Source organism: Albidovulum litorale, assembly GCF_025751495.1.
Taxonomy (GTDB): domain Bacteria; phylum Pseudomonadota; class Alphaproteobacteria; order Rhodobacterales; family Rhodobacteraceae; genus Albidovulum; species Albidovulum litorale.
Map to the genome: position 1 here is coordinate 975,466 of NZ_JAOWKZ010000002.1, position 25,700 is coordinate 1,001,165.

30 protein-coding genes and 1 riboswitch are annotated in these 25,700 nt (G+C 64.6%); of the genes, 16 read left to right on the forward strand and 14 right to left on the reverse strand.

Annotated elements, in window-relative coordinates; all coding sequences use genetic code 11:
• Positions 1–5 precede the first annotated feature (5 nt).
• A complete protein-coding gene (gene cobW, locus OEZ71_RS10685; protein ID WP_263739932.1) occupies positions 6–1,055 on the reverse strand; it encodes a cobalamin biosynthesis protein CobW in 1,050 nt (349 codons plus the stop codon).
• Positions 1,056–1,415: a DUF1636 domain-containing protein gene (locus OEZ71_RS10690; protein ID WP_263739933.1), complete on the reverse strand. Its 360-nt coding sequence runs from the start codon at positions 1,413–1,415 to the stop codon at positions 1,056–1,058.
• Between the two features lie 89 nt (positions 1,416–1,504).
• Positions 1,505–1,729, reverse strand: a riboswitch (cobalamin riboswitch).
• A 37-nt stretch (positions 1,730–1,766) separates the two neighbouring features.
• On the opposite strand from OEZ71_RS10690, the gene OEZ71_RS10695 reads away from it, so the two are divergent.
• The 5 genes from OEZ71_RS10695 (at position 1,767) to OEZ71_RS10715 (ending at position 5,770) form a co-directional block, all read left to right on the forward strand.
• A complete protein-coding gene (locus OEZ71_RS10695) occupies positions 1,767–2,951 on the forward strand; it encodes an NnrS family protein (RefSeq protein ID WP_263739934.1) in 1,185 nt (394 codons plus the stop codon).
• Between the two features lie 67 nt (positions 2,952–3,018).
• Positions 3,019–3,636 (forward strand): cob(I)yrinic acid a,c-diamide adenosyltransferase, encoded by a 618-nt coding sequence (gene cobO, locus OEZ71_RS10700; protein ID WP_263739936.1) that lies wholly within the window; start codon positions 3,019–3,021, stop codon positions 3,634–3,636.
• On the forward strand, positions 3,636–3,980 hold the full coding sequence (locus OEZ71_RS10705) for a Lin0512 family protein (protein ID WP_263739937.1): 345 nt from the start codon (positions 3,636–3,638) through the stop codon (positions 3,978–3,980). The genes cobO and OEZ71_RS10705 overlap by 1 nt, the downstream gene beginning before the upstream one ends.
• Positions 3,977–4,321, forward strand: a complete 345-nt coding sequence (locus OEZ71_RS10710; RefSeq protein ID WP_263739939.1) for a Lin0512 family protein — start codon at positions 3,977–3,979, stop codon at positions 4,319–4,321. Before OEZ71_RS10705 ends, OEZ71_RS10710 begins: the two co-directional genes overlap by 4 nt.
• Before the next feature lie 3 nt (positions 4,322–4,324).
• Positions 4,325–5,770 (forward strand): cobyric acid synthase, encoded by a 1,446-nt coding sequence (locus OEZ71_RS10715; protein ID WP_263739940.1) that lies wholly within the window; start codon positions 4,325–4,327, stop codon positions 5,768–5,770.
• A 66-nt stretch (positions 5,771–5,836) separates the two neighbouring features.
• Here OEZ71_RS10715 and bluB read toward each other — a convergent pair whose 3' ends face one another.
• From bluB to OEZ71_RS10740, 5 genes are read right to left on the reverse strand one after another with little or no spacing between them, the layout of a single operon-like run.
• Positions 5,837–6,460, reverse strand: a complete 624-nt coding sequence (gene bluB, locus OEZ71_RS10720) for a 5,6-dimethylbenzimidazole synthase (protein WP_263739941.1) — start codon at positions 6,458–6,460, stop codon at positions 5,837–5,839.
• Positions 6,460–7,434 (reverse strand): threonine-phosphate decarboxylase CobD, encoded by a 975-nt coding sequence (gene cobD, locus OEZ71_RS10725; RefSeq protein ID WP_263739942.1) that lies wholly within the window; start codon positions 7,432–7,434, stop codon positions 6,460–6,462. The genes bluB and cobD overlap by 1 nt, the downstream gene beginning before the upstream one ends.
• Positions 7,435–7,448: 14 nt before the next feature.
• Complete coding sequence (gene cbiB / locus OEZ71_RS10730; RefSeq protein ID WP_263740004.1) at positions 7,449–8,372, reverse strand: adenosylcobinamide-phosphate synthase CbiB; 924 nt, start codon at positions 8,370–8,372, stop codon at positions 7,449–7,451.
• Between the two features lie 14 nt (positions 8,373–8,386).
• On the reverse strand, positions 8,387–9,208 hold the full coding sequence (locus OEZ71_RS10735) for a propanediol utilization protein (RefSeq protein WP_263739943.1): 822 nt from the start codon (positions 9,206–9,208) through the stop codon (positions 8,387–8,389).
• Complete coding sequence (locus OEZ71_RS10740; protein ID WP_263739944.1) at positions 9,205–9,825, reverse strand: histidine phosphatase family protein; 621 nt, start codon at positions 9,823–9,825, stop codon at positions 9,205–9,207. The genes OEZ71_RS10735 and OEZ71_RS10740 overlap by 4 nt, the downstream gene beginning before the upstream one ends.
• A gap of 6 nt (positions 9,826–9,831) precedes the next feature.
• On the opposite strand from OEZ71_RS10740, the gene cobU reads away from it, so the two are divergent.
• The 5 genes from cobU to OEZ71_RS10765 all read left to right on the forward strand — a co-directional run bounded on the left by cobU (position 9,832) and on the right by OEZ71_RS10765 (position 14,974).
• A complete protein-coding gene (gene cobU / locus OEZ71_RS10745; RefSeq protein ID WP_263739945.1) occupies positions 9,832–10,338 on the forward strand; it encodes a bifunctional adenosylcobinamide kinase/adenosylcobinamide-phosphate guanylyltransferase in 507 nt (168 codons plus the stop codon).
• A 1-nt stretch (position 10,339) separates the two neighbouring features.
• Entirely contained in the window at positions 10,340–11,359 is a 1,020-nt protein-coding gene (gene cobT / locus OEZ71_RS10750) for a nicotinate-nucleotide--dimethylbenzimidazole phosphoribosyltransferase (protein ID WP_263739946.1), read from the forward strand.
• Positions 11,356–12,105: an adenosylcobinamide-GDP ribazoletransferase gene (gene cobS, locus OEZ71_RS10755; RefSeq protein ID WP_263739947.1), complete on the forward strand. Its 750-nt coding sequence runs from the start codon at positions 11,356–11,358 to the stop codon at positions 12,103–12,105. The genes cobT and cobS overlap by 4 nt, the downstream gene beginning before the upstream one ends.
• A 95-nt stretch (positions 12,106–12,200) precedes the next feature.
• Positions 12,201–13,574, forward strand: a complete 1,374-nt coding sequence (locus OEZ71_RS10760; RefSeq protein ID WP_263739948.1) for an aspartate aminotransferase family protein — start codon at positions 12,201–12,203, stop codon at positions 13,572–13,574.
• Between the two features lie 8 nt (positions 13,575–13,582).
• Entirely contained in the window at positions 13,583–14,974 is a 1,392-nt protein-coding gene (locus OEZ71_RS10765) for a glutamine synthetase family protein (protein ID WP_263739949.1), read from the forward strand.
• A 5-nt stretch (positions 14,975–14,979) separates the two neighbouring features.
• On the opposite strand, the gene OEZ71_RS10770 is transcribed toward OEZ71_RS10765, so the two are convergent.
• Positions 14,980–15,756 (reverse strand): ZIP family metal transporter, encoded by a 777-nt coding sequence (locus OEZ71_RS10770; RefSeq protein ID WP_263739950.1) that lies wholly within the window; start codon positions 15,754–15,756, stop codon positions 14,980–14,982.
• A 117-nt stretch (positions 15,757–15,873) separates the two neighbouring features.
• On the opposite strand from OEZ71_RS10770, the gene OEZ71_RS10775 reads away from it, so the two are divergent.
• Positions 15,874–17,037: an alpha-hydroxy acid oxidase gene (locus OEZ71_RS10775; RefSeq protein WP_263739951.1), complete on the forward strand. Its 1,164-nt coding sequence runs from the start codon at positions 15,874–15,876 to the stop codon at positions 17,035–17,037.
• A gap of 44 nt (positions 17,038–17,081) precedes the next feature.
• Here OEZ71_RS10775 and OEZ71_RS10780 read toward each other — a convergent pair whose 3' ends face one another.
• Entirely contained in the window at positions 17,082–18,227 is a 1,146-nt protein-coding gene (locus OEZ71_RS10780; RefSeq protein ID WP_263739952.1) for an MFS transporter, read from the reverse strand.
• 188 nt (positions 18,228–18,415) lie between these two features.
• Between OEZ71_RS10780 and OEZ71_RS10785 the strand changes: the two genes are divergently transcribed.
• From OEZ71_RS10785 to OEZ71_RS10800, 4 genes are all read left to right on the forward strand, one after another.
• A complete protein-coding gene (locus OEZ71_RS10785) occupies positions 18,416–19,048 on the forward strand; it encodes a 50S ribosomal protein L25/general stress protein Ctc (protein WP_263739953.1) in 633 nt (210 codons plus the stop codon).
• 153 nt (positions 19,049–19,201) lie between these two features.
• Positions 19,202–19,891, forward strand: a complete 690-nt coding sequence (gene pth, locus OEZ71_RS10790; protein WP_263739954.1) for an aminoacyl-tRNA hydrolase — start codon at positions 19,202–19,204, stop codon at positions 19,889–19,891.
• Positions 19,892–19,948: 57 nt separating this feature from the next.
• Entirely contained in the window at positions 19,949–21,100 is a 1,152-nt protein-coding gene (locus OEZ71_RS10795; protein WP_263739955.1) for a serine hydrolase domain-containing protein, read from the forward strand.
• A gap of 10 nt (positions 21,101–21,110) precedes the next feature.
• Complete coding sequence (locus tag OEZ71_RS10800; protein WP_263739956.1) at positions 21,111–21,488, forward strand: DUF2237 family protein; 378 nt, start codon at positions 21,111–21,113, stop codon at positions 21,486–21,488.
• 114 nt (positions 21,489–21,602) lie between these two features.
• On the opposite strand, the gene trpA is transcribed toward OEZ71_RS10800, so the two are convergent.
• Positions 21,603–22,394 carry a tryptophan synthase subunit alpha gene (gene trpA, locus OEZ71_RS10805; protein WP_263739957.1) on the reverse strand — a complete coding sequence of 264 codons (792 nt, stop codon included), beginning with the start codon at positions 22,392–22,394 and terminating at the stop codon, positions 21,603–21,605.
• 149 nt (positions 22,395–22,543) lie between these two features.
• Complete coding sequence (locus tag OEZ71_RS10810) at positions 22,544–22,981, reverse strand: nuclear transport factor 2 family protein (RefSeq protein ID WP_263739958.1); 438 nt, start codon at positions 22,979–22,981, stop codon at positions 22,544–22,546.
• Between the two features lie 211 nt (positions 22,982–23,192).
• On the opposite strand from OEZ71_RS10810, the gene ychF reads away from it, so the two are divergent.
• Complete coding sequence (gene ychF / locus OEZ71_RS10815; RefSeq protein ID WP_263739959.1) at positions 23,193–24,290, forward strand: redox-regulated ATPase YchF; 1,098 nt, start codon at positions 23,193–23,195, stop codon at positions 24,288–24,290.
• A gap of 84 nt (positions 24,291–24,374) precedes the next feature.
• On the opposite strand, the gene OEZ71_RS10820 is transcribed toward ychF, so the two are convergent.
• From OEZ71_RS10820 to OEZ71_RS10830, 3 genes are all read right to left on the reverse strand, one after another.
• Positions 24,375–25,022: an HAD family hydrolase gene (locus tag OEZ71_RS10820; RefSeq protein ID WP_263739960.1), complete on the reverse strand. Its 648-nt coding sequence runs from the start codon at positions 25,020–25,022 to the stop codon at positions 24,375–24,377.
• The gene (gene rsmD, locus OEZ71_RS10825; RefSeq protein WP_263739961.1) at positions 25,019–25,582 is read right to left on the reverse strand and encodes a 16S rRNA (guanine(966)-N(2))-methyltransferase RsmD; all 564 of its coding nucleotides are present in this window, start codon (positions 25,580–25,582) and stop codon (positions 25,019–25,021) included. The genes OEZ71_RS10820 and rsmD overlap by 4 nt, the downstream gene beginning before the upstream one ends.
• A partial coding sequence (locus tag OEZ71_RS10830) for an oxidoreductase C-terminal domain-containing protein (protein ID WP_263740005.1) occupies positions 25,579–25,700 on the reverse strand: 122 nt, incomplete at its 5' end. The genes rsmD and OEZ71_RS10830, both read right to left, overlap by 4 nt.

Below are 25,700 nucleotides of genomic sequence, written 5' to 3' on the forward strand. Positions count from 1 at the left end.
ACGGATCAGGCCCCTACGGTTTCCGGCACCAGAACCGCGCGGATAGCGGCCGGATCGACATCGTGATGTTCTCCGATGACAACCAGCTTAGAGGCGCGGGGAGTATCGCCCCACGGCTTGTCGTATTGCGCGCGGATGCGCGTCCCGACGGCCTGCACCAGCATGCGCATCGGCTTGCCAGTGACCGCGACATAACCCTTCACGCGAAGGATGTTCTGCTCCTCGGCAAGGCGGGTGATCGCCGCCTTCAGCGCCTCGGGATCGGTGACTTCCGGCAGGTCGATGACGACGGTGTCGAAATCGTCATGTTCATGATCGTCGTGGCCGTCATGGTGCGAGGGGCGAGCGTCGAGATCGTCCTCGGCGGCGGCGTTCAATCCGAGGATCACAGCGGGGTCGATGCGGCCCTCCTCCATGGCGAGGATCGGCAGCTTGCGCGGGGCTTCGGCCTCGATCACCGCCTTGGCGGCGGCCAGTCCCGCCTCACCCGCCAGATCGGCCTTCGACAGAAGCACGATATCGGCGCAGGAGATCTGGTCCTCGAACACCTCGGACAGCGGCGTTTCGTGGTCGATACTGTCATCGGCTTCGCGCTGGGCCTGCACCGCGTCCACATCCGGCGCGAACCGGCCAGCCGCGACGGCCTCGGCATCGGCAAGCGCGATGACCCCGTCAACGGTGATGCGCGACCGGATCGCGGGCCAGTCGAAGGCCTTCAGAAGCGGTTTCGGCAAAGCAAGGCCAGAGGTCTCGATCAGGATATGGTCGGGGCGCTCGGGCAGCGCCATAAGTGCCTCGATCGTCGGGATGAAATCTTCGGCGACGGTGCAGCAGATGCAGCCATTGGCCAGTTCGACGATGTTTTCGGCCGGGCAATTCTCGTCCGCGCAGCTTTTCAGGATATCGCCATCGACGCCCACGGTGCCGAATTCGTTGACCAGCACGGCCAGACGCTTGCCCTGCGGGTTCTGCATCAGGTGGCGGATCAGCGTCGTCTTGCCCGCGCCCAGAAAGCCGGTGATGACGGTGACGGGAATTTTCGAAAGATCGGACATTCAGCTCTCCATCGGGGGAATGCGGGCAAGGCTTTGTTTGCGGAAGATCACCGGACGGTCCCGCCATGGCACGATGCCGTCCGCCGTTGCAGCATAGGCGGCGACACCGGCGAGGATATCCGCGACATGTTCGTCGGGATTGAGCCCGCGATAGACATAGGACCAGCGGCCAGGGCCGGAAATCGCGATATTGCAGCCGTGGTCGCAGGCCGAAAGACACTCGACCGGCACGATGCGCACGCCCTCCGGCGCGCCTGCGGCCTGCAGGGCTTCCAGAAGCTTCGTTCCGGGGCGGACCTCATCATCGGGGATAGGCTGGTCCATCCGGCAGGTCGTGCAGACATGAACTGTTACGGTCACGGGTCGCCGGTCCTTCCATTTCGCGGAAAGGGGCGGGCCTGCGGGGGGCGTCACATTGCCCCGAGCCGGTCGCGGAATCCCCCGTCCGCCGTCACATTCCTTTGCTGGCAGGTCTCCCGGCTTGCGGATGTCGGAGCCTGACGGCCCCGGCGGCCCCTCCCCCTTCCCGGCATCTTGCCAGTGGGCGTGGGGGGCCTCTCCGGTCACGGTCGCGGGGGCGGCTGCGCTTCGGCCCCGGACCACGAGTGGTCGCAAAGCCTGTCGCATTCCCTCTTCGCCTGCCTTAGGCAGGAACCAGCGCGCCTCTCCTGAGGCATTGACGCACATCTTGTCAAGCAAACACAGGTAAGCATGGACGGCAACGAAGCCCCGACGCACAGGAACGACCCGGCAGGCGCCACGGGCGGCATCTTCGCCACGGCGCACCGGCCGATGTTTCTGCTGGCGGCGCTTTGGGCGGTGATCGTGATCGGCTGGCGCTACTTCGGCGAATCGGATGGGCCGGTATCGGATGCGCTGGGTTCGCCTGTTCTCTGGCACGCGCATGAGATGATCTTCGGCTTCGCTGGTGCGGCCTTTGCCGGATACACGTTGACCGCCGCGCCAAGCTGGAGCCGCCGCGCCCCCGCCTCGGGTTTGCCCATCGCCGTGCTGACCGGGCTCTGGATCGCGGCCAGGATCGCGATTGCCGGAGTAACCGGGCTGCCGCTGATGCCGGTCGCCCTCACCGCCACCGCCTTCTTCGTCTGGCTTGCAGCACTTCTCGCGGGTGAGGCGATTTCGGGCCGGTCGGCCAAGGGCGCGCTTCAGGCCGTGTTCGCGGTGCTGCTCGGCGCGGCCGATCTGGCCATGATCCTTGGTCTGGTCGAACCCCGCGCCGCCATTCTTGTCTTCGCGCTGGTCCTGTCGGTGATCGGGGGGCGTATGGTTCGGGCCTTTACCGAGAACCGGGTTCTGTCCGAAGGGGCGGCCCCGATCCCGCAGGCGGCTATCGCCGGGTATCTGGGCGCGACCGGCATTGTCGCCGCGCTGGTTGCGGACGCCACCGGCGCAGCGGCGATTGCCGGCGCCGCGCTGGTGATCGCGGCGGGGGCAGAGGCGCTGCGGCTTTTCCTGTGGCAGCGGGCGGCGGTGCGCCATGATGCGCTGGTCCTGATGCTGCACCTCGGCTTTGTCTGGCTGCCGGTCGGGCTGGCCCTGACCGGTCTGGCGCTGCTGGGCGTTGAGGTTTTTGCCGCCCCCGATGCCCTTCACGCGCTGACCGCAGGGGCGATGTCCTGCCTGATCCACGCCGTCGCTGCCCGCGCCGTCGCCCTGCGGACTCCGGAACGGCTGGTCGCGCGATGGCCCGGCATCATTGCCTTTGCCCTTGTCTGGTTTGCGGCCTGCCTGCGTCTGGCGGAAGGGAGCTTTCCAGCGCTCAGCCTATTGGCCGCGATCCTTTGGGTCGCGGGATGGTTGGTATATCTGATGACGCTGATCCCGACCCTGCGCGGCGCACCTGAGCGCCCGGTCTTCAGCGGGCCGCGTGCATGAGGCAGCTCTCGCCATTGTCCGCACAATCGCCTATTGAACCCCGACCCGAGACCAGAAGGGACATGCCATGACCACGCCAGTGAATGACGCCGAACGCCACGCCCAGAAGATGGCCAAGAAGAAGGCCGCGCGCGACAAGATCATGGCGACGAAAGAGGGCGAGAAGGGCTTGATCATCGTCCATACCGGGGCGGGCAAGGGCAAATCCTCGTCTGGCTTCGGGATGATCCTGCGCTGCATCGCGCATGAGATGCCCAGCGCGGTGGTGCAGTTCATCAAGGGCGCGTGGTCCACCGGCGAACGCACGCTGATCGAGGCGAATTTCGGCCATCTCTGCCAGTTCTACGCGATGGGCGAGGGCTTTACCTGGGAAACCCAGGACAAGACCCGCGACATCGCTGCCGCCCGCAAGGGTTGGGAGAAGGCCAAGGAACTGATCCGGGATGAGAGGAACCGGATGGTGCTGCTCGATGAGATCAACATCGCGCTCCGCTACGATTATCTGGATGTGGCCGAGGTGGTGGCCTTCCTGAAAGATGAAAAGCCGGCAATGACCCATGTCGTGCTGACGGGCCGCAACGCCAAGGAGGAACTGATCGAGATCGCTGACCTCGTGACCGAGATGACGCTGATCAAGCATCCGTTCCGGTCGGGGATCAAGGGTCAGAAAGGGGTCGAGTTCTGATGGCACCCAAACGTCTTCTGACCGAATTCGGCATGGGCACCAGCCTGCGCCGCCAGGATTACACCGAGGCTGCGGTGCGCGCCGTGAAAGACGCGCTCTGGCACAATTCGATCAATCTGGCGGAGCTGTTCGGGCGACCCAAGGGCGACATGCTGATTGATGTGGAGATCGGCGTTCAGGCCCCGGACAGGGTCAATTCCGCCGCAATCCTTGCGGTTTTTCCCTATGGCCAGCCGAAGGTTACGGTCGTGAAGGGCGGGCTTGACGTTCCCCGCACCGATGGCGGCAAGCCGACGGTGATCGCCAATGCGGCGATTTCGGTTTCACTGGAGGTGGGCGCATGAGCGATCAGCGGTTCATCATCGAAATGGGCATGGGCAACGATCAGTACGGGCAGGATTACCAAAAGGCCGCCCGGCGCGCGATCGAGGACGCGATCCGCCACTCCTCAATCCCCATGTTTGATGCGCTTGGCTTGGACCATGCCGCGATGCGGGTTGAGGTCACGGTCGGCGTACAGAAGCCCGAGGCGATAGATTGTGCGGCTCTCACCGCCAGTCTGCCCCGTGGCACCGTGACAGTCACGGCCACCCATGGCGGTCTCAATGTCATCAATCCCGACAGCGGCAATGTGATCGTGATTGCCACCGCCGCTGTCGAGGCCTTCCTGCCGTATCAGGGCTAGGGCATGACACGGGCACTGATGATCCAGGGCTGCGGCTCGAATGTCGGAAAGTCGCTTCTGGTTGCAGGGGTGTGCCGGGTCGCGAAGCGCCGGGGGCTATCGGTCGCGCCCTTCAAGCCGCAGAACATGTCGAACAATGCCGCCGTGACAGTGGACGGGGGTGAGATCGGGCGGGCGCAGGCCTTGCAGGCACTGGCCTGCGGTCTGGAGCCGCATACGGACATGAACCCTATCCTTCTGAAACCCGAAACTGATACCGGCGCGCAGGTCGTGGTTCAGGGCAAAAGGCTGACGACCGTCCGGGCAAGAGACTATTCCGCCCTGAAACCACAACTTCTGACCTCGGTGCTGGAGAGTTTCCAGCGCCTGAAAACCGCACACGACCTTGTCATCGTCGAAGGTGCGGGCAGCCCGGCGGAGGTCAATTTGCGCAAGGGCGATATCGCCAATATGGGTTTTGCGCGTGCCGCCAACGTGCCTGTGGTGCTGGCCGGCGATATCGACCGGGGCGGGGTGATCGCCCAGATCGTGGGCACGCAGGCCGTGCTTGACCCCGAGGACGCGGAGATGGTCGCGGGGTTCCTGATCAACAAGTTCCGCGGCGACCCCAGCCTTTTCGACGATGGCTACCGGCTGATCGAGGACCGCACAGGCTGGCGCGGTTTCGGGGTGCTGCCCTATTTCAAGGATGCCGCAAAACTGCCCGCCGAGGATGCACTTGATCTTCGCGGAACCGCCGATGGCGGCCCCCTAAAGATCGCCTGCCTCGCCCTCAGCCGTATCGCCAATTTCGACGATCTTGACCCGTTGAAACTGGAACCGGGGATCAGCCTGACCATGGTCCGCGCGGGTGAGCCAATCCCGGGCGATACGACGCTCGTGATCATCCCGGGCTCAAAATCCACGCGCGGCGACCTCGCCTATCTCCGCGAACAGGGCTGGGACATCGACCTTGCCGCCCATATCCGGCGCGGCGGCCATGTGTTGGGCATTTGCGGCGGTTACCAGATGCTGGGACGGACCATCGCGGACCCCGACGGTATCGAAGGCCCTGTGGGTGAGGACCGGGGGCTCGGCCTCCTCGATGTTGCAACCGTAATGACACCCGACAAACGCCTGACCCGAACCAGTGCCATCCACGCGGTGACCGGAGCTCCAATGGAGGGTTACGAGATCCATATCGGCCGGACCGAGGGACCGGACCGCGCGCGGCCTTTTGCCTTTGTGGAGGGCATGCCCGAAGGCGCGACCTCTTCCGATGGTCGCATCGCCGGCAGTTACCTGCACGGCATGTTCACGGGCGATGCGTTCCGCGCCGAATTTCTCGAACGCCTGGGGGCAGCCTCGACCACCAGCTACGGAGCCGGCGTCGAGGCGACGCTCGGCGCGCTGGCCGATCATATGGAGGCGCATCTGGACATCGACGGCCTCCTTGCGCTGGCCTGCTGACCACTTTCTGTCGGAAAATACTCCGGGGGAATTGCCCGGAACGGGCAATGGGGGCAGCGCCCCCGGCTACCTTACCACCCAGTCCGTCGGCTGGTTCTCCTGCCAGCCCACCCGGTGCAGAAGCGGGGTGTCATCGGTGAATTCCGGCCAGCCGAGGCAAAGATAGGCACTGAACTCCCAGCCTTCCGGCACGGCGAACAGGCGCTCGATCTCGGCGGGTTCCAAAATGGACACCATGCCCAACCCGAGGTTTTCCGCCCGCGCAGCCAGCCAGAGCGTATGAATCGCCATCGCCGTCGACTGGTGCAGCGTCTCGGGCATCGTCCGTCGACCGAGGCCACGACCTGCCTCGGGATCGGTCACGGTGAAAACGGCAAGGTGTTCGGGCGCCACATCGAGGCCCGCGAGTTTCAGCTGCATATACTCCGCACGGGCGGTGTCGTCATAGTCCGCCGCGGCATTGGCATTGCAACGCTCAAACTCGTCCCGAACAGCCTGGCGCAACGCCCGGTCCCGAACCCGCAGCACACGCCAGGGTCTTGCATTTCCGACCGAAGGCGCGGCCGTCATCGCATTTTTCAGGCGGGATAGGGTCTTTCCCGGAACCGGATCGGCTTTGAAATGCCGCACGTCGCGGCGCCATTTCAGGATACGCTCAAGCGTTTCGGCCTCATCCGTGGTGAATTGCATCAGACCCCTCCCGCCGTCAGAACGTCCGCGACGCGCGCCCACTCCGCCTCATCACCCGGCAGGCCGAGCCGTATCCAGCCCGTTGAATAGGGGAAGATCCGCGACCAGATATGCGCCTGGGCCAGGCGCTCCTGCGCCGCCTTTGCGTCGCCTGTGTCATAGAGCCGGAACAGCGCCGTCCCGCCCTGACAAGTCCAGCCTGTCGCTCTGGCGAGAGCATCCAGCCGCGCGGTTTCCGACATCAGGCGTGCGGTCGTTTCCCGTGCCCATTCCCGATCGGCGAGTGCGGCCATACCGATCTCGATCGCGGCGCCGGAGACCGGCCATGGCCCGGCCATGTCTGACAGCGCGGCGATATCGGCCTCCGCGCCCAGTACGAAACCGAGCCTGAGCCCCGCCAGCCCGAAGAACTTGCCGAAGGACCGCAGGACGACCATGCCATCCTGCCCGGCCTGCGATGCGACGGACATGTCGGGATAGGGATCGGCGAAACTTTCATCGACGACCAACCGGCCGACCCGGGGCGAAAGTGCCAGCACGTCGCCGGGTGACAGGTGACGCCCGTCGGGATTGTTGGGATTCACCAGTACCGCCAGATCGGCCCCGGCAAGAGCCGCCGGTTCGGTGACCTCCTCCACCTGCCAGCCCGCAGACCGCAGGGCGGCGGCGTGTTCATTATAGGTCGGAGCGAGTACCCTGGCGCGGCCCGGCAGGCCAAGGCGCGGGATCATCTGGATCGCCGCCTGCGCCCCGGAAACCGGCAGGATCGCGGCCTTCGTGTCAAAGGCCCCGGCGGCGGCGGAACGCAACCCTTCCATCGCGCTCCGGGTCGGAAGTGCCGTCCACGCGGTATGGGAAAAGTTCGGCACGGGATACGGCACCCGGTTGATGCCGGTCGAAAGGTCGATCCAGTCGGTCGCGCCGCCGCCGAAACGGCCGATGGCCCCGTCAAGATTGCCGCCGTGATCGCGCATTGCCCCTGCCCCCTTCAGATCGCCGCCGATAGCGCGACGATCAGCATCAGCGCAAGCATTGCGAAGCGGTAGGCGGCAAGGCCGCGTACGATATCCTGTGGCCCGGGGTCGGGTGCGCCCCCATTGACCCATGGTTCCTCGGCGACCCGGTCGCTATAGACGCGCGGACCCGATAGTCTTATGCCGAGTGCCCCGGCCAGCGCCGCCTCGGGCCAGCCAGCATTGGGTGAACGGTGATGACCCGCATCCCGCCACATCGTCGCCAACGCTTCCTTCGGCCGTACTGATGTCAGGGCAAAAAGCAGGCCGGTGAGCCGGGCGGGGATGAGGTTCGCCAGATCGTCGATCCGGGCCGAGGCCCAGCCGAAGGCCTCGAACCGCTCAGTCCGGTGGCCGATCATCGAATCGAGCGTGTTGATCGCTTTGTAGGCCGCGATGCCGGGCAGGCCGAAGAGGACACCCCAGAAGACCGGTGCGACGATGCCGTCCGACGTGTTCTCGGCAAGGCTTTCAAGTGCCGCGCGCGCCACTCCAGCCTCGTCGAGCCGCGAGGGATCGCGCCCCACGATCATCGACACTTCATGCCGCGCGCGGTCCAGATCGCCCGCGGCCAGCGGACGCGCCACGGCCGCAACATGATCGTGCATCGACCGCAGTGCAACGAAGGGCCAGGCGAGCACACCGCCCAGAAGAACCCCAATCCAGCCCGCTGGCAGAAACCATGTTGCGATCCAGGCGAGTTCACCGACCACAGCGATGACCGCCAAGGCCGCGATGACACCTGCCAGCCTCCGCTGACCCGGATCGACGCCATCGAGGTTGAGCCACGCATCGAGCCGCGAGATCAGCGCGCCAATCCATGTCACAGGATGGCCGATCGCGGCAAAAAGCGGCTTTGGCCAGCCGAGAACGGCATCCAGCGCCAAGGCCACGAGCATGATCAATGCACCGGTCACTTCTGCCCCCCGGCCGCGAACTGTACGATGCCGCTGAAGCCCATGCGGCGCAGGCGAGGGGCGACATTGTCGGGCACGGTTCCGGGACGGAACAGGAAAGCCCGGGCCGAGCCGGTATGGGCGATGGCGAAGCCGAGCGCGCCCAAGGACGATGCCAGCCGGGCGGTCGGATCGCCCACGGGGCCGCGCAGTGCCAGCGTGCGTTCGGCAGAGGTCGAGGCGATCCGCGCCAAGGCCGTCGCGTCCCTGGCCCGCGCCGCCGCCCGCCACGGCGAGATCAGGTCGGAGATGTCCGGGAAATCCATGTCGCGCGGATCGGTGCGGCGATGTTCGCCAAAGAACCCGCCCACAACATCGAAGCGCGGGATCGGCGGCAGGCGGCTCAGCACCTCGGCCCGGCGCGAGGCCCAGAGCAGCCGCTCGGGCATTCCGAACATCAGTGGATCGCTCGCCCCCTCGGCCATGACGCAGGCGCGGGCGAGGTCGGGCGGCGGCACATTCGCGCCGGCGAGCAGGGCCAACGCCACGAGCGATGCGGTCGAGGCCCCGGCGCCCCCACCCGCTGGCATGCTTGCCGACAGGACGACCCGGCCCGAGAGTTTCAGATCAAGCCGGTCGAGGAGGTCGAGTGCCCGCGTCGGTGTCAGCAATCTTTGCCCCGATCCGTGGATCGACAGGCCCGACCCCGGCAGATGCCAGGCCTCGACAGCGAGAACGGGGCAGGGCAGCGAGACCAGCGCAACCGGGCCCGATGGCCCAAGTCGCCCCTGCATGAGCTCCCCAAGATGTCCGGCAACCCGGACCACGCCCTGTCTCATGCCGGCACCCAGTTCACCGTGCCAACCGACCAGCGGCCATCGCCAAGAGAGGTCACACGGGTAAGCGACAGTGGCGCGACCTCGAAGCCGAGCGCGGCGGGCGCCGAACCAAGGGCCAGAGCCAGTCCCGCACGCACTACCCCGGCATGAGCGACGATCGCGACGCTTCCGCCCTGTGCCGCACTCAGAACCGGCGCGATCCGGGTGCAGAGATCGGAGAAGCTCTCGCCGCCCGGCGGGCGATAAGTGGCAAGCGCGCTTGACGAAATTGCCCCCAGATCGGGCAGATCGGTGAATGCCATGCCTTCCCAGTCACCGAAATCCTGTTCCCAGAGTGCGGCGTCGGTCTCAGGCGCTCCCAGATCGGGCCAGAGCGCGCGCGCCGTCTGGCGGCAGCGCAGGGCGGGGCTCACCAGAATCCGATCGGGCTGCCCGATCCGGTCACGCAGTGCGGCGATGCGGGCGGTGTCGGAACAATCGGCGGGAACATCCGTGCGGCCGCACAGCCGACCGCCATGAAGCGCGGGCGCATGCCGGATCAGCATCAGCTCTGTCGCCCCATCGCCATTCACTGTCGGATTCTCCCTTTCACGCGCCGCCCGTTTCTGCTTTGTCATCGCGCCATGGGCAAGACGATACTCATCACCGGCGGCGCGCGATCCGGCAAAAGCGGCATCGCCGAGACGAAGACGCTCGGTCTCGGGTCGCGCGCCGTCTATATCGCCACCGCCGAGGCGCATGACAGCGAAATGTCGGACCGCATTGCCGCCCATCAGGCGCGGCGCGGGGCGGAATGGGTGACCCATGCAGAGCCGCTGGATGTTGTCGGGGTGCTGAAGGCGACCGACGGGCAGGGGCCGCGTCTGCTCGACTGCCTGACCTTGTGGCTTTCCAACCTGATGTTTGCCGGGCGCGATTGGCAAGCGGCGGGGCGCGATCTGGTCGCGGCCCTGCAAGCTCAACGCGACCCGGTGGTCATCGTCACCAACGAGGTCGGCGGCGGCATCGTTCCCGAAAACAAACTCGCCCGGGAGTTCCGCGATGCGGCCGGGCTTCTCAATCAATGGGTGGCGGCAGAGGCGGACGAAGTCTGGCTTGCCGTTGCCGGACTTCCCCTGAAAGTGAAATGACATGAGCCTGCCACGCATCGCCGCCCTATCCGACATCGCCAAACTGACCGACCGGCTGCCCGAGGCCGACACGGCAGCCGCCGAAGCGGCGCGCGCGCGGCAGAACTCGCTGACCAAGCCGCCGGGTTCGCTGGGGCGGCTGGAGGCTTTGGCCGAGTTCATGGCCACATGGCGTGGCACCGCGCGGCCCGAGATCTGGCGGGCGCAGGCGCTGGTCTTCGCGGGCAATCACGGCATCTGCGCCCAGGGCGTCAACCCCTATCCGCAGGAAGTGACCGCCCAGATGGTCGCGAATTTCCGCTCGGGCGGGGCGGCGATCAACCAGCTATGCGCGGTGACCGGGGCCGATCTTTCGGTCATCGCGCTGGAGCTGGATCGGCCGACGGGGGACTTCACCGAAGGCCCGGCAATGTCGGAAACCGACTGTCTTGATGCACTCTGGCAGGGCGCCTCGGCGGTCGATGAGGGGGCGGATATCCTGATCCTCGGCGAGATGGGGATCGGCAATTCGACCGTGGCGGCGGCTTTGGCGGCGGCCTGTTTCGGCGGTGACGTCGCTGAGTGGACTGGGCCCGGAACAGGCTCTGACAAAGCTGGAATCGCCCGAAAGATCGACGCGATCGGGCGCGGGTTGAAGCGGCATGAGGGTGTCATCGGCAACGCGCCCGAAATCCTCGCCGCCCTTGGTGGGCGCGAACAGGCGGCGATCTGCGGTGCGGTTCTGGCCGCACGGGCGGCGCGCATCCCGGTCATCCTCGACGGCTTCATCTGCACCGCCGCCGCCGCCGTTCTCTATGCGACGGACAAGCGGCTTCTGGATCACTGCCTTGTCGGCCATGCCTCGGCCGAGCCGGGGCATCGCAAGCTGCTGGCGGCGATCCACAAGCGCCCGGTGCTGGAGTTCGACATGCGGCTCGGCGAAGGTTCCGGCGCGGCATTGGCGCTGGGCATCGTGCGGTCTGCCCTTGCCTGCCACAACGGCATGGCGACCTTCGGCGAGGCTGGGGTGTCGGAGGCATGAGCCCTTCGCGCGTCGATGAAGTCCGGCTGGCTTTCATGCTGCTCAGCCGTCTTCCCGCCGGGCGGATTGACGGTGTGGCGCCTTCGATGGCGGCCTCCTCGTGGGCATGGCCCCTTGTCGGCCTCGCGGTCGGGACCATTACCGCTATGATCTGTGGCCTCAGTCTCTGGCTCGGCCTGCCGCCCGTAATGGCCGCGCTTCTGGCGCTGGCCGCAGGCGCGCTGGCCACCGGCGCGATGCATGAGGATGGGCTTGCCGATCTTGCCGATGGCTTCGGCGGCGGGGCTGACCGGGCGCGTAAACTGGAAATCATGCGCGACAGCCGGATCGGGTCTTACGGCGTGGTGGCGCTGATCGTCGCCCTGGGCTTCCGCGCCACGGGCATCGCAACACTGGCCGAGGCCGGTTCGGCCAGCGCCGCGCTCATCGGAATCGCAGCGGCCAGCCGGGCGGTTCTGCCCGCCGCACTGTTTCTGATGCCCGCCGCGCGCAGCGATGGGCTGGGGCAATCGGCGGCGGGCGATGACCCGATGCCCGCTATGATCGCCTTGGGCATCGGGTTCCTGTGCCTTCTGCCGCTTGGTTTTGGGACTGCACTTCTCACCGCTGTTGTTATTGCATTGGCTGCGCTCATCCTCGCCGCGGTCGCCATACGCCAGATTGGTGGGCAGACCGGCGATGTGATGGGCGCGATGCAGCAAGTGACAGAGATCGCAGGCTGGGCGGTCTTGGCTGCAATGGTTTGATCAAACGGACACTGAACAGTTCCAAGAGGCCTCATTTCTCCACTTCCAATTTGATCAAATTTAAGAGATAAGGGCGCGTCATTAGGAGTGACGTCATGGCCCGCAGACCCGTCCTTATCGCCGGTATCGACAAATCCAGACTGAAGAGCATCGCCAAACGCGAGGCGGAGGCCTTTGCCGCCGCTCGGCCAAAGACGAAAGCCGCGCTGGATGCGGACGCGGGCAACTATCTCGATTCGGTGCCGATGCACTGGATGAAGGATTGGCCCATGCCCTTCCCGATGCTGGTCGCCAAGGCGGAAGAAGCACGGCTGACCGATATCGACGGGCATGAGGTCGATGATTTCTGCTTGGGCGATACCGGGTCGATGTTCGGCCATTCGCCCGCTCCGGTTGCCCAGGCGATCCGCAAGCAGGCGCGGAACGGGCTGACCTATATGCTGCCGACCGAGGCGGCGCTGGAGGCGGGGCGCCTGCTGACCAAACGGTTCGGCGACTTCAAATGGCAGATCGCCACGACCGCGACCGACGCCAACCGCTTTGCAATCCGGGTCGCCCGCGCCGTGACCGGCAAGCCCAAGGTGCTGGTCTTCAACGGCTGCTATCACGGCACCGTCGATGACGCGATGGTGGAACTGTCGGATGGCCAGACGATCACCCGCCCCGGCCTGACCGGGCAGGTGACCGACCTGACCACGCTCGCCGCCTGCGCCGAGTTCAACGACCTTGCAAGTGTCGAGGCGGCGCTGAAGACGGGCGAGATCGCGGCGATCCTGACCGAACCGGTGATGACCAATTCCTGCATGGTCCTGCCTGATCCGGGCTTCCACGACGGGTTGCGCAAGCTTGCGACGACGTACGGCGCGCTGCTGATCATCGACGAAACCCACACGATTTCCTCGGGCCTTGGCGGCTATACCGGCGTTCACGGGCTGAACCCCGATATCTTCGTCGTCGGCAAGTGCGTGGCGGGCGGGATGCCGACCGCCGTCTGGGGGCTCAGGCCGAAACTGGCCAGGGATTACATCCGCTACAATGCCGGGCGCGCCTCGGGTCATTCCGGCATGGGCACGACTTTGTCGGCCAACCCGATGCAGTTTGCCTGCTTGACCGCCAACCTTGCTGAAGTGATGACAGCCAAGAACTACGCGCGCATGGAGAATGGTGCGGAGAGGCTCTATTCCGGCCTGAAACGGGTGATCGAGGCGCATAGCGCGCCTTGGCATGTCGTCCGAGTCGGCGCGCGGGTGGAGTTCATCTGCGCCCACGGCCCGCTGAAAAACGGAACCGAGGCGGGCAAGGCCCATATGCCCGAGGTCGAGGCGACTTTGCACACGTCACTGCTCAATCGCGGGTGCCTGATCGCGCCGTTCCACAACATGATGCTGGTCAGCCCGGTGACCAAGAAACGCCAGATCGACCGCCTCATTGCCGCATTTGACGACATCCTGACCGAACTTTTTGCCTGAGGACCACCATGCCAAATTCCTGCCCCTCGGGCGCGACCCTTGCCGAGGCCGAAGACTTTCTGGCCGCCCATCCTGAGATTGAGGCCGTGGACATCGTGCTGCACGATTCCAACGGCATCGGACGTGGCAAGATCATCCGCCGCCATGAACTTCCCTCGCTCTACAAATCCGGGCGGCATATGCCGATCTCGATCCTCGGCCTCGACATCTGCGGCGAGGACGTGGATGAGACCGGCCTCATCTGGGATCAGGGCGATGGCGACCTGCGCGCCTGGCCGATCCCCGGCACGCTGAAGGCGCTGCACAACACTACCCCGCCCCGCGCCGAGGTGCTGATGTCGCTCTACGAGCTTGACGGCAGGCCGATGACCTCGGACCCCCGCCACGCGCTGCAACGGCAGGTGGATGCATTCGCCAAACGTGGGCTGAAGCCCGCCGGGGCGTTCGAACTTGAATTCTTCCTCTTGGCCAAGGATCGCGGCCCCGATGGCAAGGTCCGCCCCGCCGCTGACGTCCTCGACGGCCGCGACAGCCACAAGACCGAGGTCTATTCCGTCGATCACCTGCACGGGATGCTGCCCTTGTTCTCGGACATCTATGCCGGGGCGGCGAAGGCCGGGATCACGGCCGAGACGATGATCTCGGAATACGCGCCAGGCCAGTACGAACTGACGCTGCATTACCGCGAGGATGTGATGCAGGCGGCGGACGACCTGATGCGGCTGAAGCGGATCGTGCGGGCGCAGGCGCGGGCGCATGGCGTCGTTGCCTGTTTCATGGCCAAGCCGATTGCCGATTATGCCGGATCGGGGATGCATTTCCACGTCTCGCTGATGAACGACAAGGGCGAGAATGTCTTCGCTGAAAAGCCGGATTCCGGTTGGACAGACACGCTTTTACATGCGCTCGGCGGGCTTCGGGCGACGATGGGCGAGGCGATGCTGGTCTTCGCGCCGCATCTGAATTCCTGGCGCCGCTTTGCCAACCAGAGCTATGCGCCAGTTTCCACAAGCTGGGGCGTCAACAACCGTTCCGTCGCCCTGCGTGTGCCCGCAGGCGACGTGAAGGCGCGGCGGATCGAACATCGCCCCTCGGGCGTCGACGCCAATCCCTATCTGGTGGCGGCAACGGTGCTCGCGGGCATCCTGCACGGGCTCGACAACAAGATGGACCCGGGGCCCGAGACGACCGGCAACGGCTATGCCGAGGACCCGGACGGCCCGGCGATCCCGCGCGACTGGAAATCCGCCATCGAGGCGGCGCAGGGTTCAGAGTTCCTGAAATCGGCCCTGGGCGAGGACATGCACCGCACCTTCACGGCGGTGAAGGCCGCCGAATATGCCCGCGTGGCGCGCACGATTTCCGAGGTCGATTACGATCTCTACCTGCACACGGTATGAGCGGTTCAGCCGAGCGTCACGTCCAGAACCATCATCAGGATAAGGCCGAAGATCAGCCCTGCGGTCGCCCGGTCCTGATGCCCGTTCCGGTGCGTCTCGGGCAGGATCTCATGACTGATGATGTAGAGCATCGCGCCCGCCGCAAAGGTCAGCCCCCAGGGCAGCAGGCCGGAAGAGACCGATACCGCCGCCGCGCCGAGGAAAGCGCCAATCGGTTCGACCAGACCGGTGAGAAAGGCCGCGAAGAACGCCTTGCCCCGCGAATAGCCGCGTCCGACAAGGGCGACCGCGACGGCCAGCCCTTCCGGCATGTCCTGAAGCGAGATACCGGTCATCACCGAGAACCCGTTGGTCACATCCCCGCCACCGAAGGCCACGCCGATCGACAGACCCTCGGGGAAGTTGTGAATGGTGATGGCGATGACGAAAAGCCAGATCCGGGCAAGTGCCGCGGCATGGCCACCGCCCTCGGTCCCGGTGAAGAAATGCTCATGCGGCAGGGTGGCATTCAGCCAAGCGACGAAACCGGCACCCAGAGCAATTCCAGCGCCCGCGACAAGCGCCGCAATGACGAGCGAGCCGTAAAGCCCCTCGGCGGCCTCGATCCCGGGCAGGATCAGCGAAAAATATGCGGCCGAGAGCATGACACCCGCCGCAAATCCCAGCATCGTGTCGCTGGTGCGCTGCGACATGGTCCGCCCGATAAGCGCCGGAACCGCCCCGATCGTCGTCGCGGCCATGGCGACCAGACCACCGAGAAGCCCCCACCAGACCGCGTCCATACCTGCCCTCCGAATTCGCGGACACTCGAACCCGCCGTCACGCCAAGCGCAAGTGGAAAACGCGTTGCACCGGGACTCATAAATTGGTAAATAAAAATTACCAATTTGGAGGCGCCCATGCCCGTCATCACCTGTATTGAGGATCTGAAACGCCTCTACCGCCGCCGGGCGCCGCGCATGTTCTATGATTATGCGGAATCCGGAAGCTGGACGGAACAGACCTTTCGGGAAAATGTCACAGACTTTGCCGAAATCCGTCTGCGACAACGCATTGCGGTCGACATGACCGGCCGCAGCACCGCCGGACAGATGGTAGGGCAGGATGTGGCGATGCCGGTAGCACTTGCTCCGGTGGGTCTGACCGGCATGCAGAACGCGGATGGCGAGATCAAGGCCGCGCGTGCGGCGGAAAAGTTCGGCGTGCCCTTCACGCTGTCGACCATGTCGATCTGCTCGATCGAGGATGTCGCAGATCACGTCACGAAGCCGTTCTGGTTTCAGATCTACACGCTGAACGACGACGACTTTAACCGGAAGATCATCGACCGCGCCAAGGCGGCAGGCTGTTCGGCGCTGGTGATCACGGTCGATCTGCAAATCCTCGGCCAGAGGCATAAGGATCTGAAGAACGGCCTGTCGGCGCCGCCGAAATTCACTATTCCAACTATGCTGAACCTTGCCACCAAGTGGGCCTGGGGTCTTGAGATGCTGCAAACCAAGCGCCGCTTCTTCGGCAATATCGTTGGCCATGTCGAAGGCGTTTCCGATCCCTCCTCGCTCTCCGCCTGGACGGCGGAGAAGTTCGATCATGCCTTGAACTGGGACAAAATCCGCAAGCTCATGGATATGTGGGGCGGTAAGGTGATCCTGAAAGGTGTGATGGAGGCCGAGGACGCGCAGAAAGCGGCCGAGATCGGTGCCGATGCCATCGTCGTTTCGAACCATGGCGGACGGCAGCTTGACGGTGCGCTTTCGTCAATCCGGATGGTCCCCGAGATCGCGGCGGCGGTCGGCGACAAGACCGAGGTTTGGATGGATGGCGGTATCCGCTCGGGCCAGGATGTGCTGAAGGCGGTGGCATTGGGCGCCAAGGGCGTGATGATCGGTCGGGCCTTCGTTTACGGACTTGGCGCGATGGGTGAGGCGGGCGTGACCAAAGCGCTGGAGGTCATCCACAAGGAGCTGGACACCTCGATGGCGCTCTGCGGTGAAACGCGGCTTGGGAATGTCGGAAAACACAATGTGCTGATGCCGAAGGATTTCCTCGACCGCTATCTCTGACCCATCGTCAACTGACGCAGGTTGATCCCCCCTCTCGAAACGGTTCACCCACCGCGCCGTCGCAACGCAAGAACACACGGCAGGATCGTGGCCATGACGATTGCCAGAATTGCGAAAGCGAAACGCAAGCCTGCTACTTCAGCGACCGCGCCCATCATGGCGGGGCCGACGAAGAAGGCGGAAAAGCCGATCATCCAGGCGCGTGAAATCGCGTGACCGCGCTGATCGGGCCGCACCAGACGGCCGAGGATAGAGTTGGCGGACGGCACGACGACCGCGACACCGAGCCCAAGGAGGCCAACGCCCAAAACGCCGATTGTCGGCGTTGGGGCGATCACTAGAACCACGGCGCCCGCGATCCCTGCGACCGCCGACCAGAAGACGAGCCGGATCTCACCCAGCCGGTGCGCCGCGACCTGACCCAGAAGGCGGCCGATTCCCATCATCAGGCCAAAGGCCGCCGGACCGAAGCCGCCTTCGCCGGGCGGACCACCAAGCGTGCGTTCGATATGCAGCGCCGACCAGGTTTCAGTCGCGTTCTCGCTGATGAAAGACGCCGTGAGAACTGCCGCGACAAGCAGGATCGGCACCCAGGGCGTGCGCCCGTCGGCCCCGTCCGGCGCGGGATCGGCATCGCGCCAGTTCTGGCTTTCGTACATCAGAACGGCGAGAAGGAGACCGGCAGCCGCCGACCAGGGCAGCACGTCGACAGGCCCGTATCCGGCCTTTCGCGCGATACTGACGGCCAGCGCCGTGGCCGCGAAGGCCAGCGAAAACATGGCGTGGCTGAAATTCATCAGATGCAGGCGGTGGCGGTCCTCCAGCACGGAAAGCCGCATGTTTGCGCCGATATCCAGAAGTGAAACGCTTGCCCCGATCACCGCCATGGCACAGCCGAAGCCGAGAACGCCCCTTGGCCAAAGCGGGGCGAGCATGGCGGTAGCAAGAAGGGTCCCCGCAACGGGAAGACCCCAGCGACCGAGAAGGCCCATGATACGGGGCGCGAGCGCCATCGCCAGAATCCCGCCTGCTGCCGCCATCATCAGCGCAAGACCGAAGGCGGCGTCCGCGGCGCCGATGCCCGATTTGATGTCCGGCACAAGTGCGGCGAAACTGCCCCAGAACACCCCGACCGCCGCCAGCGCGAGATGCTGTGCGCGTGCAACCGAGATGACCGTTCCCACCGACATGACCACACTTCCTCCGCGCATCGGGCTAACATGGCGGCGCGGGGTCGGACAGTCACTAAATATTGCCATCCGTAAGCAGACCTGCATGAGGAAGAATCTGCTTTTCTTCTGCGCCGATCCGCTCTATACGCCCGCCTTCATGGGCATGCACCCTTGGAGGATGCCCTTAAACATCTATGGAGAGACCAATGGCTGGTGAGATCCCCGATCTTATCGCCGAGGTACGGACGGGGACAGGCAAGGGGGCCGCTCGTCAAGCTCGTCGTGAGGGCAACGTACCCGGCATCGTTTATGGCGGCGGCAAGGACCCGCTCGCGATCAACGTGAACTACAACATGCTTCTCAAGAAGCTGAAGGCAGGCCGCTTCCTTCAGACGCTCTTCAACCTCAAGGTTGAGGGCCAGGAAGACGTCCGCGTGATCTGCCGCAACGTCCAGCGCGACGTTGTGAAGGATCTGCCGACCCATCTCGACCTGATGCGGCTGAAGCGCACCTCGCGGATCGCGCTCTACATCCACGTCACCTTCGAGAACCAGGACAAGGCACCGGGCTTCCGCAAGGGCGGCACGCTCGTCGTGGTGCGTCCTGAGGTTGAACTGGAAGTGACCGCGGGTGATATCCCCGATCACATCACCGTCGACCTGACCGGTCGCGAAATCGGCGATGTCATCCATATCGGTGACATCGAGCTGCCCGCCGGTGCCAAGCCGACGATTCAGCGCAACTTCGTCATCGCCAACATCGCGGCCCCGTCGGGTCTGCGTTCGGCTGATTCCGAAGGCGGCGACGAAGGCGAAGAAGCCGAAGGCGACGAGGAATAATCCCCGCCTCTTCGAGGGACAGACTAATCGGCGCGGGTCCCTCGGGTCCCGCGTTTTCTTTTTCATGCGTGGGCGGAACATGAGTCCTGCGGGCACATGGTTGCGTGGGCCCAAGCCGGATTCTAGGGTGGCGGCGCAAGCAGAGAGGATGCTATGCGGTTGATGGTCGGGCTCGGAAATCCCGGGCCGAAATATGCAGGGAACCGCCACAATATCGGCTTTATGGCCATTGACCGGATCGCCGCCGATCACGGATTTGCGCCCTGGCGCGCGAAATTTCAGGGACAGATAAGCGAGGGCCGTCTTGGCTCGGAGCGCGTTGTGCTGCTGAAACCCGAGACCTTTATGAATCTTTCCGGCCAATCAGTCGGCGAGGCGATGCGGTTTTACAAGCTTGAGCCTGCCGATGTGACCGTCTTCCATGACGAACTGGACCTCGCCCCTGGCAAGTGTCGGGTGAAGGAGGGGGGCGGTCATGCCGGGCATAACGGGCTCCGCTCGCTCCACCAGCATATTGGCGAGGCCTATCAGCGGGTGAGGCTGGGCATCGGCCATCCCGGCCACAAGGATCGCGTCGCGCCCTATGTGCTGTCGGATTTCGCCAAGGCCGATCAGGACTGGCTGGACGATCTTCTGCGCGGCATCTCCGATGGCGCAGTCGCGCTCGCCTCTGGCGATGCCGCACGGTTCGCCAATGCCGTTGCCTTGCGAACCGCTCCGCCCCGCTCGTCAAAGGCCCCCGCAACGCCCGACCCTGCCGAGCAAGCGCCGGTGGTCGAGGAAGCCTCGCCGGACAGCGACGCCCGTTCCCCGCTGCAACGCCTGCTGGACCGGTTCCGTTAGGTTACGCTTGCCTGCCGGGCGAGCGGGTGGTTCGCTGCGGCCCGGACGGAGGGGCCTATGCGGAAGTTTCTGAGAATTGCGGGCAAAATCGCCGCTCTGGTACTGGTCGTGGCGTTGGCCGTCGCCTTCTGGAAACGCGAAGAGATCACCCGACTCATGGCGGTGAACTCGCTCTTCACGGAAGAAAAGATCACTCGCAACTTCAGCCATATGAACGACCTTTTCCTCACCCGGCCATTGCCGCGTGGCGATCATCCGGTTTCGCCATTGCCCGAAGGCCCCGCGATGGAACTGCCGCAGGGAACCGCCCAATGGATCGAGGACCGCGCCGTCACCGCCCTTCTGGTGCTGAAAGGCGGCCGCATCGTCCATGAAAGCTACTATCGCGGCACCGGGGCCGGGGACCTGCGGATCAGCTGGTCGATGGCCAAGAGCTTTCTGTCGGTCCTTTTCGGCACGGTGCTGGAAGAGGGCGCCATTGCCTCACTCGACGATCCGGTGCTGCGCTACGTGCCGACGCTGAAGGGCACGGCCTATGACGGGACGACGGTCCGCCAGGTTCTGAACATGACCACGGGCGTGAAATTCGATGAGGACTATCTGGATTTTCATTCCGACATCAATCGAATGGGCCGGGTGCTGGCGCTGGGCGGGTCGATGGACGAATTTGCCATCAGCCTGCGGGAGCGGGAGGCAGAGCCCGGCACGCGCTGGAAATACGTTTCGATCGACACGCATGTACTTGGCATGATCATTGCCGGGGCGACGGGGCGCGACCCGGCCGACCTGATGGTGGAGCGGGTCATTCAGCCGATGGGCTTTGAGGCTGAGCCCTATTTCCTGACCGATGGCGAGGGCACGGCCTTTGTCCTTGGCGGGTTGAACATGAGGGCGCGCGACTATGCGCGGTTCGGGCAGATGGTTTTGCAAGGGGGCGAGTGGCAGGGGCGGCGGATCGTGTCAGGAGACTGGATCGCGGCGTCGATCAGACCTTCCGCGCCGGATGGCGCGCTTTACGGCTATCAGTGGTGGATACCCGAGGATGCCGGGGGCGATGTCATGGCACGGGGCATCTATGGCCAGTATATCTATATCTCACCCCGCCATGATACGGTGATCGTCGTCAACGCCGCTGATCGGAGATTCCGCGAGGACGGGGTCGAGGCGGAGAACGAGGCGATGTTCAAGGCGATTGCCGCAAGCAGATAGGGGGCAGGTGATGGAAAAGGACGCTGCGGTGAATGTGATGGGCGGTCGGCTTGAGCCCTGTTCGACCAATCCGATGACGGGCTTTTTCCGCGACGGCCACTGCAATACCTGCGCCGAGGATCAGGGCAGCCACACGGTCTGCGTGGAGATGACGGCCGAATTCCTCGCCTGGTCGAAATATGTCGGCAATGACCTGTCGACGCCGCGCCCGGAATTTCGCTTTCCCGGGCTGAAACCGGGCGACCGCTGGTGTCTTTGCGCGTCACGGTTCCTGCAGGCCCATGACGAGGGCTGCGCGCCGAAGGTTCACCTCTCGGCGACACACCGGCGCGCGACCGAGATCGTGCCGCAACCGGTTCTGATGGAAACCGCTGTCGGTCCGGTCTGATCTAATGGAGCGCCCGTTCCGGGCGCGAGACTTTCTCTCGCGGTTTCCGGTTCCCGGAAACCACTCGGGTTGCCCCCGGCGGGAGGTATTTCTGAACAGAAGAAGTGGGAACGGTCAGGCGCTGTGAGCGCCGTCGGCGAGGCCTTTGACGAAGGCGAGGATCTCTGCGGCCGGTTTCTTTTCCTCGACCATCTTGACGATGGCGGAGCCGACAACCGCGCCGTCGGCGACCGAGGCGATGGCTTTGGCGGTTTCCGGCGAGCGGATGCCGAAGCCGACGATGATCGGAAGATCGGTCGCCGCCTTTATCCGCGCGACTTCGGGGCCGACATCGCTGGCTTCTGCGGCGGCGGCGCCGGTGATGCCGGTGATCGAGACGTAATAGACAAAGCCCGAGGTATTCTGCAGCACCTTGGGCAGGCGTCTGTCATCGGTCGTGGGCGTCGCAAGGCGGATGAAGTTGAGGCCCGCTTTCTGGGCAGGGATGCAAAGCTCCTCATCCTCTTCCGGCGGCAGGTCGACAACGATGAGACCATCGACGCCCGCCGCTTTGGCATCGGCAAGAAACTTGTCCACGCCGCGCGAATAGATCGGGTTGTAGTAGCCCATCATCACTATGGGGGTTTCATCGTCGCCCTTCCGGAACGCGGCCGCCATGTCGAGCGTCTTCTGCAAAGTCTGCCCGCCTTCCAATGCGCGCTGACCGGCGAGCTGGATCGTCGGACCGTCGGCCATCGGATCGGTGAAGGGCATCCCGAGTTCGATGACGTCGACGCCTGCGCCTGGCAGGCCCTTCATGAGCTCAAGGGATGTCGCAAGGTCCGGATCGCCCGCCATGATGTAAGAGACGAAGGCCTTTTTGCCTTCGGCTTTCAGCGCGGCGAATTTCTTTTCGATCCGGGTCATGCGGCAACTCCATCAGCTTTCCCGGGGTAGTGCAGAAACGCGCGGCGAAAATCAATGGCCTGCTTGTGTTACAGGCGAATAGGGCACGCCAAATCGCACCGGTGTTGCGGCGATCAAGGGTCGCAACGATGTGTTCAGGCCGTCGCCGGTCAGCTTGCCGCAGGAATCGAACTGCCCTCTGCCTGATCGGCAGCCGGGGCGGAGAAATGCGCCTGGACTACCCGCCAACCATCATCCCGGTTTTCGAGCACGTAGGTGATGCGGGCGGGCATCCGCATATCTTGACCCCCTGCGGAGATTTCGAAGGCACCGCTGCCGGACACCCAGGCGACGTTGCCGGCAGCTGAAACCACCGCATCGGACAGCCTGATGGCGATGGCTTCGGTTTGTGCCCAGTCGCGCTTGACCTGCGCCTCTATGGCAGATGGCCCGACCGGTTTTTCGTCCACGCCCGTGCCAAAGACCATCACATCCGGATCGGTTCCGAAACAGGCCATCAGTTCCTTCAGGTTCCGCTTCTCGTAGTGCTCAGAAAGCTGCCCGATGACTTTCCTGACCTCGGCTTCCGTTCTGGCGTCGGCTTTCATCGTTCCAATCCCCCCGTATTGCGCCGGTCCTGCCGGCTTTGTTAGGTTGTGAGGCATCTGAGTGCGTGAAAGTCTACGCCTGTCTCCCGATTCCTTTAACCATCAATGCATGTCAGCTCCGCATCGGATCTGCAGGCTGGTCTCCACAGGGCTTGACCCCGTGCCGCCTTCCCCCATAGATGCGCCGGATTTCAACGGAAGGTGCGCGATCATGGGCTTTAGAATGGGTATCGTCGGGCTGCCGAATGTGGGCAAGTCCACCCTTTTCAATGCGCTGACCCGCACCGCTGCCGCTCAGGCCGCGAATTTTCCCTTTTGCACGATCGAGCCGAATGTGGGTGACGTGGCCGTGCCCGATCCGCGGCTTGAGAAACTGGCGGCCATTGCAGGGTCGAAACAGATCATCCCGACCCGCATCACCTTCGTCGATATCGCGGGGCTTGTGCGCGGCGCGTCAAAGGGCGAGGGCCTCGGCAACCAGTTCCTGGCGAATATCCGCGAGGTCGATGCCATCGCCCATGTCCTGCGCTGCTTTGAGGATGGCGATGTCACCCATGTCGAGGGTCGGATCGACCCGATTGCGGATGCCGAGACCATCGAGACTGAACTGATGATCGCCGACATGGAATCGATCGAGCGGCGGCTGGCCAACATTGCCCGCAAGATAAAGGGCGGCGACAAGGAGGCCGTGGCGCAGGAAAAGTTGATGAAGCAGGCGCTGGCGGCGCTTGAGGCGGGAAACCCCGCCCGCACCATCACCGTGACCGACGAGGATCGCAAGGCTTGGGACATGCTGCAGCTTCTGACCTCGAAGCCCGTGCTATTTGTCTGCAACGTCGAGGAATCCTCTGCCGCATCCGGAAACTCGCTGTCAGCGAAGGTGGCCGAGATGGCCGCCGCGCAGGGGGCAGGCTCCGTCGTGATCTCGGCCAAGATCGAGGAAGAACTGGCGCAGATGGACGCGGATGATGCGGCCATGTTCCTTGGGGAAATGGGGCTGGAAGAGGCGGGCCTCGACCGGCTGATCCGGGCGGGTTACGACCTTCTGGGCCTGCAGACCTATTTCACCGTGGGCCCGAAGGAGGCCCGCGCATGGACCATCGAGAAGGGCACGCTCGCGCCGCAGGCTGCCGGGGTCATCCACGGCGATTTCGAACGCGGCTTCATCCGCGCCGAGACCATTGCCTACAATGACTACATCGCTGGAAACGGCGAGGCAGGCGCGCGCGAGGCAGGCAAGTTCCGGGTCGAGGGCAAGACCTATGAGGTCAAGGACGGCGACGTGCTGCACTTCCTCTTTAACGCCTGACCCTCCGATAGGGCGGTTGGTTCAGCGACGACACCCTAAACGTGCCGGGCATCCCGCATGTCGAATGGGTTCTGTCGAAATCGATCAGATGCCGATCAAAGCGGGCAGGTCGTCCATGCTTCGGAAGATATGGGCCCCTTCGGCCTCCAATCTTTCGCCCGTGCCGTCCGGGACATAGCCGAATGCAGTGATCCCGGCGGCGCGGGCCGCGCGGATACCGGTGGCGCTGTCCTCGATCACCACGCAGGATTCCGGCCGGACGCCAAGTGCGCGGGCGGCATGAAGGTAGAGGTCGGGCGCGGGTTTCGGCCGTGCGACATCCTCGCGCGAGAAAATGCGGCCGGTGAGTCGGGCGTGAAGTGCCGGGTGCTGGCCAAGCGTCACCTGCATTTTGGCATGCGGCCCGTTGGAGCCGACCGCATAGGGAATACGGGCTGCGTCGAGTGCATCGAGTACGACCTCGATGCCGGAAATAAGCGGTGTGCCTGCAGCGAGGCTCGTGAAGATTTCCTCGTAAATCCTGGGGACCCAGTCATCGGGCAGGACAATGCCGCGCGCCCGGACGGTTTCAGCAACCCCGCCGATCGTGCCGCCGAGAAAAAGGGTCGAGACCTCGGCACGTGTAATCTCGAAACCATGGCGGGCGAGGTTCGCTACGATCACCCGGTCGGTGATGGGCTCGCTGTCGACAATCACCCCGTCGCAGTCGAAAAGGACGGCGGCCGGCCTCATGCGGCGGCTTCAAGAATGGTGATGAGTGTCTCGCCGTAACGGCGCTGGTCGCGCTGGATGAATCCCTCGGGCGGAACGGGCGAAGTGTTCTCTTCCCAGACGATCAGCGCTCCGGGGGCGAGCCAACCGCCTTCGGCAAGTGAGGTCAGAGCCCTTTCACCCAACCCCTTGCCATAGGGCGGGTCGAGGAAGACAAGGTTGTAGTTGGGCCCGCGATTGGGGCCCATCCGGGTGGCATCACGACGCCAGACATCCGTCGCACCCATCGCCTGCATCTTCTCGATGTTCTGCCTGAGAAGCGCGCGGGCGGTGGTGCCGTCATCGACGAAGGCCACGCGGGCAGCGCCGCGCGACAGAGCTTCCAGCCCCAGCGCCCCGGTCCCGGCAAAGAGGTCCAAGACCCGGGCATCCTGCACCGGGTTGCCGTAAGGCCCGTTCATCAGGAGGTTGAAGATCGCCTCGCGCACGCGGTCCGAGGTGGGGCGTAGATGCGCGGCGGCGTCGCCCGTGCCGACGTCGGCGAGCTTCAAACCGCGTCTTTGGCCTCCGATGATCCTCACGCTTTCAGAAGCGGTTTGAGATCAGCCGTTGGATCCGCGATCACCGCCGGATCGGGCGATTTGCCCGCCTCGATCAGACGTTTGCCGATCATGTAGGCGCGGGCATCGTTCATCGCGT